General features: G+C 68.6%; 14 protein-coding genes and 1 pseudogene. 10 read left to right on the top strand and 5 right to left on the bottom strand.

Annotation, left to right across the window (positions count from 1 at the left end):
- Nucleotides 1–66 precede the first annotated feature (66 nt).
- Nucleotides 67–507: a DUF3703 domain-containing protein gene (locus ABT294_RS15200; RefSeq protein WP_350806212.1), complete on the top strand. Its 441-nt coding sequence runs from the start codon at nt 67–69 to the stop codon at nt 505–507.
- Here the strand turns inward: ABT294_RS15200 and ABT294_RS15195 are convergent.
- Together ABT294_RS15195 and ABT294_RS15190 are read right to left on the bottom strand one after the other, a co-directional pair.
- Nucleotides 504–1,388, bottom strand: a complete 885-nt coding sequence (locus ABT294_RS15195; RefSeq protein WP_350806155.1) for a PASTA domain-containing protein — start codon at nt 1,386–1,388, stop codon at nt 504–506. The genes ABT294_RS15200 and ABT294_RS15195 overlap by 4 nt on opposite strands.
- Nucleotides 1,385–1,885, bottom strand: a complete 501-nt coding sequence (locus tag ABT294_RS15190) for a SigE family RNA polymerase sigma factor (protein WP_350806154.1) — start codon at nt 1,883–1,885, stop codon at nt 1,385–1,387. The genes ABT294_RS15195 and ABT294_RS15190 overlap by 4 nt, the downstream gene beginning before the upstream one ends.
- Nucleotides 1,886–2,723: 838 nt before the next feature.
- Here ABT294_RS15190 and ABT294_RS15185 point away from each other — a divergent pair.
- The 4 genes from ABT294_RS15185 to ABT294_RS15170 all read left to right on the top strand — a co-directional run bounded on the left by ABT294_RS15185 (nt 2,724) and on the right by ABT294_RS15170 (nt 5,891).
- The gene (locus ABT294_RS15185; RefSeq protein WP_350806152.1) at nt 2,724–3,599 is read left to right on the top strand and encodes a transposase; all 876 of its coding nucleotides are present in this window, start codon (nt 2,724–2,726) and stop codon (nt 3,597–3,599) included.
- A gap of 68 nt (nt 3,600–3,667) precedes the next feature.
- On the top strand, nt 3,668–4,126 hold the full coding sequence (locus tag ABT294_RS15180; protein ID WP_229876805.1) for a MarR family winged helix-turn-helix transcriptional regulator: 459 nt from the start codon (nt 3,668–3,670) through the stop codon (nt 4,124–4,126).
- A 26-nt stretch (nt 4,127–4,152) separates the two neighbouring features.
- Nucleotides 4,153–5,607 carry an MFS transporter gene (locus ABT294_RS15175; RefSeq protein ID WP_350806151.1) on the top strand — a complete coding sequence of 485 codons (1,455 nt, stop codon included), beginning with the start codon at nt 4,153–4,155 and terminating at the stop codon, nt 5,605–5,607.
- Nucleotides 5,608–5,756: 149 nt separating this feature from the next.
- Entirely contained in the window at nt 5,757–5,891 is a 135-nt protein-coding gene (locus ABT294_RS15170; protein ID WP_350806150.1) for a DUF1330 domain-containing protein, read from the top strand.
- 45 nt (nt 5,892–5,936) lie between these two features.
- Here ABT294_RS15170 and ABT294_RS15165 read toward each other — a convergent pair whose 3' ends face one another.
- Nucleotides 5,937–6,098, bottom strand: coding sequence for a hypothetical protein (locus ABT294_RS15165; protein ID WP_350806149.1), 162 nt, complete (start codon nt 6,096–6,098; stop codon nt 5,937–5,939).
- Between the two features lie 23 nt (nt 6,099–6,121).
- Here ABT294_RS15165 and ABT294_RS15160 point away from each other — a divergent pair, with 23 nt between their 5' ends.
- A complete protein-coding gene (locus ABT294_RS15160) occupies nt 6,122–6,487 on the top strand; it encodes a hypothetical protein (RefSeq protein WP_350806148.1) in 366 nt (121 codons plus the stop codon).
- 569 nt (nt 6,488–7,056) lie between these two features.
- Here the strand turns inward: ABT294_RS15160 and ABT294_RS15155 are convergent.
- The gene (locus tag ABT294_RS15155) at nt 7,057–8,262 is read right to left on the bottom strand and encodes a cytochrome P450 (RefSeq protein WP_350806146.1); all 1,206 of its coding nucleotides are present in this window, start codon (nt 8,260–8,262) and stop codon (nt 7,057–7,059) included.
- A gap of 68 nt (nt 8,263–8,330) precedes the next feature.
- Here ABT294_RS15155 and ABT294_RS15150 point away from each other — a divergent pair.
- Nucleotides 8,331–8,693: pseudogene (locus ABT294_RS15150) on the top strand (transposase); the annotation flags it as partial.
- A 390-nt stretch (nt 8,694–9,083) separates the two neighbouring features.
- Here ABT294_RS15150 and ABT294_RS15145 read toward each other — a convergent pair.
- The gene (locus ABT294_RS15145) at nt 9,084–9,671 is read right to left on the bottom strand and encodes a TetR/AcrR family transcriptional regulator (protein ID WP_350806145.1); all 588 of its coding nucleotides are present in this window, start codon (nt 9,669–9,671) and stop codon (nt 9,084–9,086) included.
- A gap of 112 nt (nt 9,672–9,783) precedes the next feature.
- On the opposite strand from ABT294_RS15145, the gene ABT294_RS15140 reads away from it, so the two are divergent.
- The 3 genes from ABT294_RS15140 to ABT294_RS15130 all read left to right on the top strand — a co-directional run bounded on the left by ABT294_RS15140 (nt 9,784) and on the right by ABT294_RS15130 (nt 12,192).
- The gene (locus ABT294_RS15140) at nt 9,784–10,944 is read left to right on the top strand and encodes an FAD-dependent oxidoreductase (protein ID WP_350806144.1); all 1,161 of its coding nucleotides are present in this window, start codon (nt 9,784–9,786) and stop codon (nt 10,942–10,944) included.
- A gap of 405 nt (nt 10,945–11,349) precedes the next feature.
- A complete protein-coding gene (locus ABT294_RS15135) occupies nt 11,350–11,760 on the top strand; it encodes a RidA family protein (protein WP_350806143.1) in 411 nt (136 codons plus the stop codon).
- Nucleotides 11,761–11,781: 21 nt separating this feature from the next.
- Nucleotides 11,782–12,192, top strand: a complete 411-nt coding sequence (locus tag ABT294_RS15130; protein ID WP_350806141.1) for a hypothetical protein — start codon at nt 11,782–11,784, stop codon at nt 12,190–12,192.
- Nucleotides 12,193–12,347: the final 155 nt, after the last annotated feature.

The following is a 12,347-nucleotide window of genomic DNA, read 5'->3' as shown; positions in this document are numbered from 1 at the left end:
CGTGATCGAGGCCGCGGTGGCCGTCTCCGCGCACCGGCCGCCGACCCCGCCGTCCGGTGGCAGCGGCTGGAAGGCGCGCACATCCTGTCCCAGCCGTGGCCCTGGCCGCACACCCGCGACCACATCGCCATGTTCGCCCTGGCGATCGCCCAGCGCGACCGGCGCGAAGCGAGCGGCCAGGTGGTGCGGATCATCGGGGACGGCGCCGATCGCCGCCTCCAGGCGTGCACCGCCGACGTTCTCGACGCCGACGTCCGCGCGGTCGGGCACCGCCTGGGCGAGCAGGCCGGCGATCGGCCCCTGGAGGTAGTCGAAGGCGATCAGCGAGGACGTGCTCGCCTCGCTGTCGCTGACCGACCCGGTCGAGGCGCACCTGCGCCCCCGGTCTGCGGCCACGGCAAGCGTCGTTGTCCCGAAGGCTTCCTTGAGCCGCGTGGGCGGTGGGCGTCACCCCGTCGGATCCGGCGAATGGTCCGCCGTGCCGACCTCATCGACGCCGTTCACTAGGTCGCGCGGATGCCCTCCGCGATCTTTTTCAGCTCACTCAGGCCATCGATTTCCTTGGCGTACTCGGGGTTGATGAATACCTCCACGGCCAAATCGTCACGGAGCTTCCAGATGATCGTGGGCGTACTCGGCCCGCCGTCGACGGCGGAGTCACCGTGCTTGGACAGCCGCGCCGGTCTGCCGCCGATGTCCACGATCTCGACCTGCAGTTCAGGCATGAAGTTGTACAGAGCGTCTGCGGACGCGCCGTGGGCCACGATCACCTGGACGGAATATTCACCATCGGGGATGCCCGGCTTGTCATAGCCGGTGGTGTAGCTCTTGCCGGCGCCGATGACATCGTCGTTTGACCATTTGCCCCATTCGAGGCCCTCGGGTAGGTAGGTGAGCCGGATGCCGCCGAACTCCCGCCCGTCGCCGAGATCTCCCAGGGCCTGCGGCGTCGGCGCGGGCGGGAGTTGGACGGTGAGCGTGATCGGACTGCCCCAGGCGACGACCGTGCCGGCGGCGGGCTCCTGTGCCCTTACCTGGCCGTTGTGCACCTTCATCCCGGAGAGCACGGCCTTCAGCCCGGCGTCGCGGAGCGCCTGCACAGCCTCGGTGGCGCGCCGGCCCGTCACGTCGGGCACGGTCACGTCGTTTCGTATCACGGCGCGATCCTTGCCGCTGGCGGCGTTGGAGGTGTTCGCGGGTTCGCTGGAGTTCAGCGCCACTGGCACGACCACGGCCACGGCCGCAGTGATGAGTGCCGCCCCCGCCGCGCGGAACCTGATCACGTGAGCCCGATGCCTGCGGCGTACGGTCCTGCCCAGGTTCGGCGGGGCCTGAACGCCGTTGACATGCGCCGCCATGGCGTTCGCGAGGTCGTCCTCGATCGTCATCTGGTCACTTCCTTAGCGACATCCATGCTTTCGCGGATTCTGGCGAGCCCTCGCGCCGCCTGGCTCTTGACCGTCCCGATCGAGCAGCCGAGCAGGGCCGCGGTGGCCTGCTCCGACTGGTCCTCCCAGTAGCGCAGCACGAGCACGGCCCGCATCCTGGGCGGTAGCCTGCGCAGCTCACCGATGAGCGTGTCGCGCAGGTCGAGGTCGGGAGAGTCGGCGGCGGTCTCAGGCGGCCGGGCGAACATGATCTCTTGGACGACCTTGCGCCGCCGCGCCCTGCTGATCGCCGCGTTCACGACGACCCTCTTCGCGTACGCCTCCGGGTTGTCGCGCCTGATACGGGGCCAGTTCCGGTAGACCCTCTCCAGCGCGTGCTGGACCAAATCCTCGGCGTCGTGGCGCGTCGCCCCGCACACCAGGATCGCCGTACGCAGCAACGAGGTGCTCCTGGTGGTGAGGAAATCGTCGAAGGCCGCCTCGTCGTCATCTGTCATCAGTGAGAGTCCCCTTTCGCCCCTCCCCAACGCGCGAACCCGCCCAGAGGTTGAGTGCCGGGCGCGGACGCCATCCACTTCGTCGAGCGACAGGCGAATGTAAGCGGCGAGCGACACGATGTGTCAGCTACGGGAAGGATGCCCTCCGCAAGATAACTGCCGCCCGTACTGAGCTTGGCGGTCTCCCACGAGTGGCAAATGGTGGACGTCATCGGTTGCGGGATAACCTTCGCTATCTGGCAGGGCGGTTCCCTCCGCACCAGCCTGAGCTGGACATGGGACTCGCGCTCCTGCCCAGTTCAGCTCCTGGTCATCTGGCAACTCGCGCCGAACCTGCCTTGTTACCAGCCGGTACCGCCAACCGCTGTTCCTGGGTTCCTCGACCCCGGCGTTGCCGTCCCACTGTTCCGGCAGACGCAGGAGGAATCCCGTCATGCCCTGGAGGAACTGCGGGAGGTGGCCTGGCGTATCTACCCGGTGGCCCTGGACGACGGAGGCCTGTCAGCCGCGCTGGAGTCGCTCGTCGAACGCTCGAACGCTCGAACACCCTCGACTACGGCGTACCGGTGCAGCCGGGCCCAGCTCAGGAGACGGTCGCCTACTTCGTGGTCTGTGAGGCGGTGACGAACGCTGCTTCGGGCCGCTTCCCACTGCCTACGGGACAAGACCATCGATCATACAAAAGGCCAGGTCAACCTGCAGATTGCCGGGTCTTCGAACTTAACCGTGCCCGGTGGGCACGGTCCGCTGTCAGGGTCTTGACGGGTGCAGAACGCCCGTGACGCTCTGTGATTCTTCGAGTTGCGACGCTTGAAGGATCACGTGAAGGGCCACGGGCTTGTCCAACGATACGACGCGGCTGTTCGGCTTGGTCGGGGTGGAGGTGGTCGGCGGCGAGGTCGGCGCCGACGACATTCCGATGCTGGCCCTGGTCACCTGCGATGAGCAGGCCCGATGCTGTCCCGACTGTGGGGTGCGGTCCGGGCGGCCGCACTCCTGGGTACGCACTCGTCCGCGGGACCTGCCCGTGGCCGGGCGGCGAACCGGTCTGACCTGGACCAAGCGCCGATGGCGGTGCGTCAACGAGCAGTGCCGGCGCAAGACGTTCACCGAGGCGCTGCCGTCGATCCCACCGCGGTCGCGGTTGACGTCGCGGCTGCGTACCTCGGTCGGGGAAGCGGTCGCCGACCGCGGACGGACGGTGGTGCAGGCCGCGCGCGACTTCGAGGTGTCGTGGCCGGTGGCGAACACCGCGTTCACGGCCGCGGCCGTGAACGCGGTGCTGCCGAAGGACACGCCGCCGGTGACGCACCTGGGGATCGACGAGACCCGACGCGGGAAGGCGAAGTTCCGCCTGGTCGAGGCGCCCGACGGCGGTGAGATCTGGGAAGTCGTCGCCGACCGGTGGCATGTCGGGCTGGTTGACCTGGTCGGCGGTGCCGGGCTGCTGGGGCAGGTCGAGGGCCGCACCGCGGCGAGTGTGTCGGCGTGGATCGGCGCCCAGACTCGCCAGTGGCGGGCCGGGGTCCAGGTGGTCGCGATCGACATGTGCACCGTGTTCAAAGCCGCGGTGCGCGAGTCGCTGCCGCACGTCAGCACGTGGTGGCCGCAGATCCTCGCCGCGATCACGACCGGCGTCACCAACGCCGCCTCCGAAGGGATCAACAGGGCGATCAAAACCGACGCCGTTCATCTTTACGGGAACGCGTTGTAGGTCAAGTATCGCCGAACCCTGATCGGGAGATGCATAAAGGATTCATATAAAGCTGCTATGCTTCAGGCGTGAGTCGCCGAGACGCCGCGCACGGCGCTTCCGATGCCATCGGGTCAGCCCTCTACGGTCTGGCCACCAGGGCCGTGAGACGCCTTCCCCGCGACATGAGCCTGACGTCCGCCGCCACCTTGGCCACCCTGGACAAGACCGGCCCGCGACGGATCACCGATCTGGCGGTGGCCGAGGGCGTCACCCAGCCCGCGATGACCGTCCTGGTCCGGGTGATGGAGGAATCCGGGCTGGTCGAGCGGAAGGGCGATCCGTCCGACAAGCGGGTCACGCTGGTGTGCCTGACCGAGGCCGGCGCGTCGTACGTCCGGACGCGACGCCAGGCGGGCGTCGACGCGTACGCGCGGTTGATCGACGAACTCACCGGTGACGAGGTCGAGGCCTTGGCAGCAGCCCTTCCGGCGCTGCTGCATCTGGCGGAGCTCGAAAGCCACGCCCGAGAGGAGTCGGACCGGTGACCGCGGCCCAGGCTCATGACCAGCCCATGAGCACTGCCCTGATACGTTCCGAGGCACGTCTGCTGGTCCCCGCCCTGATGTTCATCGCCCTGGTCGTGGCGGCGGTCGCCAGCCTCGGGACGCCGCTCATCACCAGCGTGGCGACCACGTTCCACGTCTCCCTCGACAGCGCGCAGTGGACGCTGACCATCGCCCTGCTCAGCGGCGCCGTCGCCACACCCGTCCTCGGCCGGCTCGGCGCCGGTCCGCACCGGCGGGCCACGATTCTCGCCACACTGGCGATCGTCGTCGTCGGCAGCGCGCTCACCGTGCTGCCGCTGCCGTTCGCCTGGCTGCTCGTGGGCAGAGCGGCCCAAGGCGTCGGACTCGGTCTCACGGCGCTGATGATGGGCGTGGCCCGCGACCATCTTCCCGAGGAGCGCAGCGCGGCCACGATCGCCCTGATCTCAGTGGTCTCCATCATCGGAGCCGGCGTCGGCTACCCGCTGGCCGCGCTGCTCGCCGAGTTCGGCGGACTGCGGGCCGCCTACGGCCTCGGCCTGCTCGTCACCGCCATCGCCTTCGTGACCGCGTGGCGCTCCATGCCCGCAGCTCCCGAAGGCCGCTCCGCTCACGTGAACGTGGCCGGTGCGCTCGTCCTGGCGGGTGGACTGCTCCTCGTCCTGTTCCTGGCCGGCGAGAGAAGCCTGTGGAGCCGACACCTCGCCGTGGCGGTGACCCTTGCCGTCGCCGCCGTACTCCTGCTCTGCGTCTGGACCGTTTCCGAACTGCGAACCAAGACGCCCCTGGTCGACGTCCGGGCGGTACGGCACCCGGCGGTCGCCGGGGCGAACATCGCCATGTTCGTCGGCGGGAGCGGCATGTACCTCCTGCTCACGCTCATCACCCGCTACGCGCAGACGCCGCACAGCGCCGGCTACGGCTTCGGACTGACCACCTTCGTGGCGGGCCTGGTCCTCATCCCGTTCTCCGTGCTGGGGTTCGTCGCCGGCAAGCTCACGCCGCGGGTCCGCGAACGGATCGACGGCCCCCTGCTCCTGGCCGGCAGCGCCGCCATCGTCGGCGGCGGGTTCGTCCTGTTCGCCACCGCCCGGTCCAACCTGGCCGAACTGCTCGCGGCCATGGGCGTGCTGGGCTTCGGCGTCGGCAGCTTCTCGGCCGCCATGCCCGGCGTCATCCTGGCCGTCACCCCCAAGAGCGAGACGTCGAGCGCCATGAGCTTCAACTACGTCGTCCGCAGCGTCGGGTACTCCCTGGGCAGCGCCATCGGCGGTCTGGTCCTGGCCGCCGGCACCGCCACGGGCCGCCTCTTCCCGAACGACGACGCCTACACGACCGCGGCGCTGGTCGGCGTCGCCGCGATGGCGATCACGACGATGGCCAGCCTCGCCCTCGCCCGCCGACGCTCACCCGAGACCAATCGGATCACAGCCCCAGTCGGTGTGCCGGGCCTGGGCCGGTCGAGTCGAACCGGAAGCTGAGGATCGAAGCCGTCCGACTTCGACGCCGTCTCCGTCGGCTCGCTGACCCACAGCGCGCCGGCCATGGATCTGAGCATGCTTCTGAGCATCAATTCCGAACACAGGAGGTACCGTGGTCAAGGGCTATTGGGTCAGCGCCTACCGCACCATTGCGGACCCCGAGAAGCTGGCTGCCTACAACAAGCTGGCTGGTCCAGCCGTCGAGTGCGGCCTACCAGGAGGCGCTGGCCGCACTTGCTGACGGCGTCGAGCGCGACTTCCGCATCATCGAAGGCCTCGACTGACGATCGAGGCTGCGTCGGCGACGAACACGAAGCCGACTGCGGGGATCACCCCGGCTCGTCAGCGCGCCGCACCGTCGCGAACAGCGTCAGGCCAGTGGCATCGGCGGTGATGTCCAGTCCGGCGACGGTTCCCGGCGGCGCGGCGGCACGGACGTCGGCCTCGATGTCGGCGGGGGCGTACGACGGGCAGAGAAGATCATCCCGCACGCCCGATCCGCTAACGTGACGACGTGTCGAGTAGTGAGCGTCATCTGTCAGTCGAGGAGCAAGCCGTCATCCTGGCACTCCTCGCGCAGGATTTCCCCGGCGCGGACGAACTTCGAGCTCAGGTTCCTTCGGCAGTTGTCAGCGGGCGATGCGGATGCGGATGCGCGACAGTGGATCTCCGAGCGGGAACAGGACCTCGCGCGCTCGCCTCGCCGGTGCAAGACGGCGTGCTGATCTCCGCCGACGTACGTGGGCGAAGTGATGGCGTCTTGCTCTTCGTCGAAGAAGGCCATCTTTCGTGTCTTGAGGTCTACTCCATCGAAGATGAGCCGACCACGCTCCCACGGCCCGAAGATCTCATCGTTGAATCGCCAGGCTCCTGGGAGTGATACCCCGCGCAAAGAAGCGAGTCCAAAGGTCAACTCATGAACCCGCGGGATCAAAAGCTCGGCCGATCATGGTTCCGGACGGTTCAATGCAGGTCAGCGTGCATGCGCGGTCCGATCTGAACGGCAATGGACCGCCCTGAACTGCAACCCGCTTGGCCTGGCGACCTCTTCCTTATCAGAACCGTCCGGATCGTGATCAGAGGCCCGCAACCCGGCCCTGATCAGTGCCGAACGGGTGTAGGCGGCAGCTGTTGTGTGCGTGTGTTGCAGTACTCGTTGCAGTAGGCGACCTCGCCTGAAGCCGAGAGACCTACTGCCCGTAGGAGAAACGGCGAACATGATCACAGTACTGATCACCAACCGTCACCGGATCACGAAAAGTGAACCAGAACCTCCCGGGGTCCCAGTAGCTTCGGCCGAAAAACCCACAGATACGCCTCTGGCCTGCATTGATAGGCAGGGCTCAGGTATGGCCCACCAGCCCGAAACCTCTGCATAAGACCAGGCGAGAGGCGTATCAGTTGGATCCTGCGCCATTACTACCGGGACCCCTGGACGCGCCACTCATCTCATGTCCGCGCGCAGGGCAGGTGTCGGGGGCGGTAGTTCATGCCGTCGGTGGTCCACGGCACTTCGTCCAAGGGGATCGACGGTCGGAGTGCGGGCAGGCGGGCCACGATGGCCTTGAGGGCTTCCTGGAGTTCCATGCGGGCCAGGTTGGCGCCCAGGCAGTAGTGCGGTCCATGACCAAAGGCCAGGTGCTTGCGGGTGTCGGGGCGGGTGTAACGGCGGGTGTCGAAGCGGCCCGGCTGCGGGAACGCGGCTGGATCATGGTTGCCGGCGTACGGACTGGGCAGCACCACGGTTCCGGCGGCGATCACCCCGGATGGCACGACGACGTCCGCGGTCATCCGGCGAAGCAGCCCGTAGTTGCCCGGACCGTCGTAGCGCAGCACCTCCTCCACGGCCGGATCGATCAGCGACGGGTCGTCGACCAGCCAGGCGTAGGTCTTGGACCACATCAGCCGGTAGACGGCGCGTGAGATCATCAGGGCCAGTGTTTCGTGGCCGGCCACGATCAGCATCAGCAGCATGTTCACCAGCTCGGTCTCGGTCAGCCGGTCTTGCTCATCGCGGGCGTGGATCAGCGAGTCGACGAGGTCCTCGCCAGGGTCAGCCCGATGCCGGGCCACCAGCGTGGCCGCGTACTCCATCAGCGAGCCCATGGCCGCACCTCGGGCCTGCGCGCCGGCTGAGCTGGTCGACAGGAACGCCTCCCCCCAGGTGTGGAAGCGATCGTGGTCCTCGCGTGGCACGCCGAGAACCTTGCAGATCGCTCGCGAGGACAGCGGCAGGGCGAAGTCCTCGACGAGGTCGAACGAGTCGCCGAGCCCATCGATGAGCTCGCCGGAGATCGCCGCTATGGCCGGGCGCCAGCGTTCGATCTGCCGCGCCGAGAACGGAGCTGCCACGATTCGGCGCAGGCGGGTGTGCTCGGGAGCGTCCTCGTTGATCAACACGTCGGGGACGCGCTCGATCGACGGTCCCTGCACCATCGTGGGATCGCTGTCGCTGAAGGTCCGGCTGCTGGCTGGATCGGCGAGCGCGGCCTGGACGTCGTCGTAGCGGACCAGCATGGGCACCTCATCGCCGCTCGGCAGCCGCACGGGCTCCAAGAGGGCGTCCCGGTGCCGCCGGGCCAGCGCCGGCGAGCGGGTGGCGCCTGGGCCGGGGGGCAGGTCCACCCACGGCCACGAGTCGGATTCGGCGGTCATCGTGCCTCCCACATGTCGTCCAGACATCGAGATGATCATTCGATGCGTTCGAAATACCCCATAATCGCCGGTTCGTACTCACGCACTCTGACAAGATCAAAGAAGAGTACAAGCACCTGCTGGACGACCTCACCGCCGCCTGTCCCGAGATGATCGACCTGGCCGGACTCGTCAACACCTCTGCCGACCTGCTCCGGCCCAGCGAGGGCAATGCCGAGCGTCTCGACGCCTGGATCGCCACCGCCCGCACCGCCGACTTCCCTCACGTGCACGCCTTCATCCGCGGCCTTGACCAGGATCGCGAGGCCGTCACCCTGCCTTTCCACGACGGCGGAACCGAAGGCGTGAACACGAAGACGAAGCGCATCATGCGCCAGATGCACGGCCGGGCCGGCTTCGCGCTGCTCCGCCACCGAATCCTCTTGGCCTAACGCTCCGTGCGGAACATGGAAACCCCGGGGGCCAGCAGGCCGCCGCCGCCAAAGGCAACCACGGCGGCTGCCCCCGTAATCGACGAGGACATGCTCATCTTCGCTCGCGCGCTACGCGGCCGTGGCGTGCCCGTCCCGGAGATCGCGGCCAAGCTGACCATCAAGACCGGCAAGAACGCCGGACCGGGCCTTGGCCGACGCGGATGTCGAGCCCGACGCGGAGACAGCGACCTCGTGAAGTCGGCGCCGCCTAGGTGTTCTGTCCCGTGAGGTTGGAGACGCGACTGGCGGATGGTAGACCGCCCAGTGCGGTGTGGCCGCGCTGTCGGTCAGATGTTGCCTCGGGCTGGCCGAGGATTGTTCAACGGTGCGGGGATCGGCTGCTATTTTTCAGCCGGGTTCAGGCCGCTGCGCCGTCCAGCCCTGGTCGAGCAGGCCGAAGATCACGTTTGCGGCTTCGTGTGGGTCGGCGTGTCGCTGGACCAGTCCGGCGGCCTCCAGGGTGAACCGGGCCAGCGCGGCGCAGGCGAGATCGTCGGCCGGGACTCCGCAGTCATCGGCGATGGCATGCGCAAGGGCGGTCTCGTGGCGTACCCACATGCGACGGGCGTACTCGCTCAGGGCCGGGGTCTTCTCGACCATCCGCCGCATGGCGGCCGCCCGTTCATCCGCGGCGGCCTTGACCGCCCACCCCAGGATGTGGTCGCGCAGGGCGGCGGGGGCCGACTGGCCGGGCGCGCGGTCACGCACCGCCGACACCAGCGCCGCCTCAAGATCGGCGTCAAGGTCGAAGACCAGGGCCTCCTTGCTGGGGAAGTGCTTGAACAGGGTGGTCACCGCCACGTCGGCGGCATCGGCGACGTCTTTGACGCCGACGGCGTCGTAACCGCGTTCGAGGAACAGCCGAAGCGCGGCGTCGGCCAGGGCCTGACGGGTCTGGGCCTTCTTCCGCTCGCGGCGTCCGAGAGGTTCGCTCACCCGCCCAGCATACGGCGGAGGCGCATCCACTTCAAAAGACTATTGACTACACTTATGAATCCAATACGCTTTTCTGGCTCGATATGCCCGTGCCATGAAGGGACCTCATGCCATGACCTCTGTCTCCATCGCCATCGTGGGAGCCGGTATCGGCGGCCTTGCGTGCGCCCGAACCCTCCAGCAGTACGGCCGCCCGGTCACCGTGTTCGAACGCGAGCCCTCCGCACGCTCACGTTGGCAAGGTGGCATGCTGGACCTGCACGACACCGGCCAGGCCGCCATCCGCGCCGCGGGCCTGGTCGAGGAGTTCCGGGCCTTGGCCCGCCCCGAAGGCCAGGAGTTGCGAGGTCTCGACCCCGTCACCGGAGAACTGGCCCACCACGAGTTGCCCGCCGACGCCACGATGAGCGCGCCCGAGATCGACCGTGGCCAGTTGCGCGGCCTGCTCCTGGACTCCCTGGCTCGCGGCACCGTTTGCTGGGGGCAACCGGCGGCCGCCGTGTCCCAGACCGGTGACGGCACTGCCCGTCTGCACCTCGATGACGGCACGAGCCAGGACTTCGCTCTGGTCGTGGGCGCGGACGGCGCATGGTCGCGGACCCGTCCGGCACTTTCTGACGCGAGTCCCGTCTACACGGGCGAAACCCTGGTCGAGACCTACCTCGATGACGTGGACACGCGCCATCCCGCGCTGGCGCGCCTGGTCGGCAGCGGCACCATGGCGGCGAAGTCCGGCCGCAGGATGCTGTCGGCCCAACGCAACAGCGACGGCCACGTCCGCGTCTACGCCGGGTTCCAGGCACCACGTGACTGGCACATCGCCGCTGGCCTGGACTTCGAGGACACCGCAGCCGTCCGCGAACACCTGCTCACGGTGTTCGACGGCTGGCACGACAGCCTGCTCGACCTCATCCGCGACTCCGACGGCGGTTTCGTCAGCAGGCCCCTGCATGTCCTGCCCGTCGGACACACGTGGGACCATGTCCCCGGCATCACCCTGCTGGGCGACGCCGCCCACCTCATGCCTCCCTACGGCATCGGCGCCAATCTCGCCATGCTCGACGGCACTGACCTGGCGATGGCCATCGCCACCCACGACGACCTCGACCAGGCCGTCCGTGCCTACGAGAACCTGATGCTGACCCGCGCCACAGCAGCCGCCCAAGCCTGCGCCGACCTGACCGCGACCATCACGTCAGACACGGTCATCAACGTGGACGCCGCACGCCAGCACCTCAACGAGAGAATCCGTGACGCCCAGCCTGCCGGTTGAACGCGTCTCGCTCGGTGCGGGCGACAGCCATCAGGTCACCTGACGGCGTCGTTTCGACGCGGGTCGCTGGAGTCATTCCCACGACCCGCCTGGATGGGCAAACGTCGGTGAAGTCGGCCGATGCCGAGCCGGTCATTGCCGCGAAGGACGAAGCGCGTCGGACGAGCTCGGTCATGGGATCAGCTGAGCAAGAGCTGCTCCTATTCGAACTGCGGACGAGTCCCGTGACTCCCGGCTGGCGGTCGGTGACCTGGTCTTTGAGCGGCACGCCGCCGGCCCCGTGCAACCGATTGGAGCAATCCTTCGATCATCTGAAATCCTGCGGAGACGGGAGGAATCAGGCGGGCCTCGGCGGCCTAACGTGTGCTCCCGGGTCGTCACATCGTCAGGTGAAGGAGAGAGTCCATGGTCCGCCGTTGGAGCCCCGCCGGCCTCGCGCCGCCGATCGGCCAGTACAGCCACCTGGCCGGCGTGCCAGCCGACCACGAGCTGGTGTTCATCTCCGGCCAGGTCGGGGCGCTGGACGACGGCACGCTCGCCGGCCCGGACGCGGAGTCGCAGACGCGGCAGGCCCTCGCCAACATCGAGACGCTGCTCGCGTCCCTCGGTGCCGGACCCGGGCACCTGGTGAAGCTGTTGACGCTGGTCGCGGGCGCCGAGCACCTCGACGGCTGCCGGGTCGCCCGGTCGGAGGCGTTCGCCAGGTGGTTCCCGGACGGCGACTGGCCGGCCCACTCCCTCGCGGTGGTGGCCGCGCTGGCCACCCCCGAGCTGGTGGTGGAGATCGAGGGCATGGCGGCGGTGCCGCGCCGATGACCGCCCGCCCGCTCCGCTCCGGTGGAGTTCCGTGAGCTGTTTCCCGCGCTCCGTTCGACCGTCTGGCTCGACAGGCCCGGCGCGCGGCCGGTGGTGGAGGCGATGCGGGACACGCTGACAGCCTGGTCGTCGGGCGCGTTCGACTGGCTCGACTGGGACGCGGCGGCCGAGGAGGCCCGTGGCCTGTTCGCGCGGCTGACCGGCGTGGGCCCGGAGACGGTGTCCACGGTCGGCTCGCTCGCCGAGGCCGCGGCCACAGTGGCGGCCTCAATGCCGCCCGGCAGGATCGTGGCGCCGGGCGAGGAGTTCAGGAGCAATCTCTTCCGTGGTCGGCCCGGCACGAGGTGGTCGCCGTGCCGACGCGCGACGGCACGACCCGGGTGGAGGACCTGGTCGGAGCGCTCGACGAGCGCGTCTGCCTGCTGGCGGTGAGCGAGGTGACCAGCAGGGAGGGGCAGCGGCTCGATCTCGCCGCCGGGTCGGTGAGCTGCGCCCCCTCATGCCGAGCTGGAAGTCGACGCCCCCCGTACGGGTACTTCGGCGGCCCGCCTGTCCCTCGCGTCTCACGCCCGACGGCGTGGAGCGGA

This window comes from Nonomuraea sp. NPDC000554 (assembly GCF_040300065.1).
Classification (GTDB): Bacteria; Actinomycetota; Actinomycetes; order Streptosporangiales; family Streptosporangiaceae; genus Nonomuraea.
This window is presented reverse-complemented; position numbering and strand designations above follow the sequence as displayed.

What these genes read in the sequence shown, in the direction of transcription:
- ABT294_RS15175 (WP_350806151.1), top strand. Translation starts at nt 4,153, where the DNA reads ATGAGCACTGCCCTGATACGTTCCGAGGCACGTCTGCTGGTCCCCGCC.
- ABT294_RS15195 (WP_350806155.1), bottom strand. Translation starts at nt 1,388, where the DNA reads ATGACGATCGAGGACGACCTCGCGAACGCCATGGCGGCGCATGTCAAC.
- ABT294_RS15190 (WP_350806154.1), bottom strand. Translation starts at nt 1,885, where the DNA reads ATGACAGATGACGACGAGGCGGCCTTCGACGATTTCCTCACCACCAGG.
- ABT294_RS15155 (WP_350806146.1), bottom strand. Translation starts at nt 8,262, where the DNA reads ATGACCGCCGAATCCGACTCGTGGCCGTGGGTGGACCTGCCCCCCGGC.
- ABT294_RS15135 (WP_350806143.1), top strand. Translation starts at nt 11,350, where the DNA reads ATGGTCCGCCGTTGGAGCCCCGCCGGCCTCGCGCCGCCGATCGGCCAG.
- ABT294_RS15140 (WP_350806144.1), top strand. Translation starts at nt 9,784, where the DNA reads ATGACCTCTGTCTCCATCGCCATCGTGGGAGCCGGTATCGGCGGCCTT.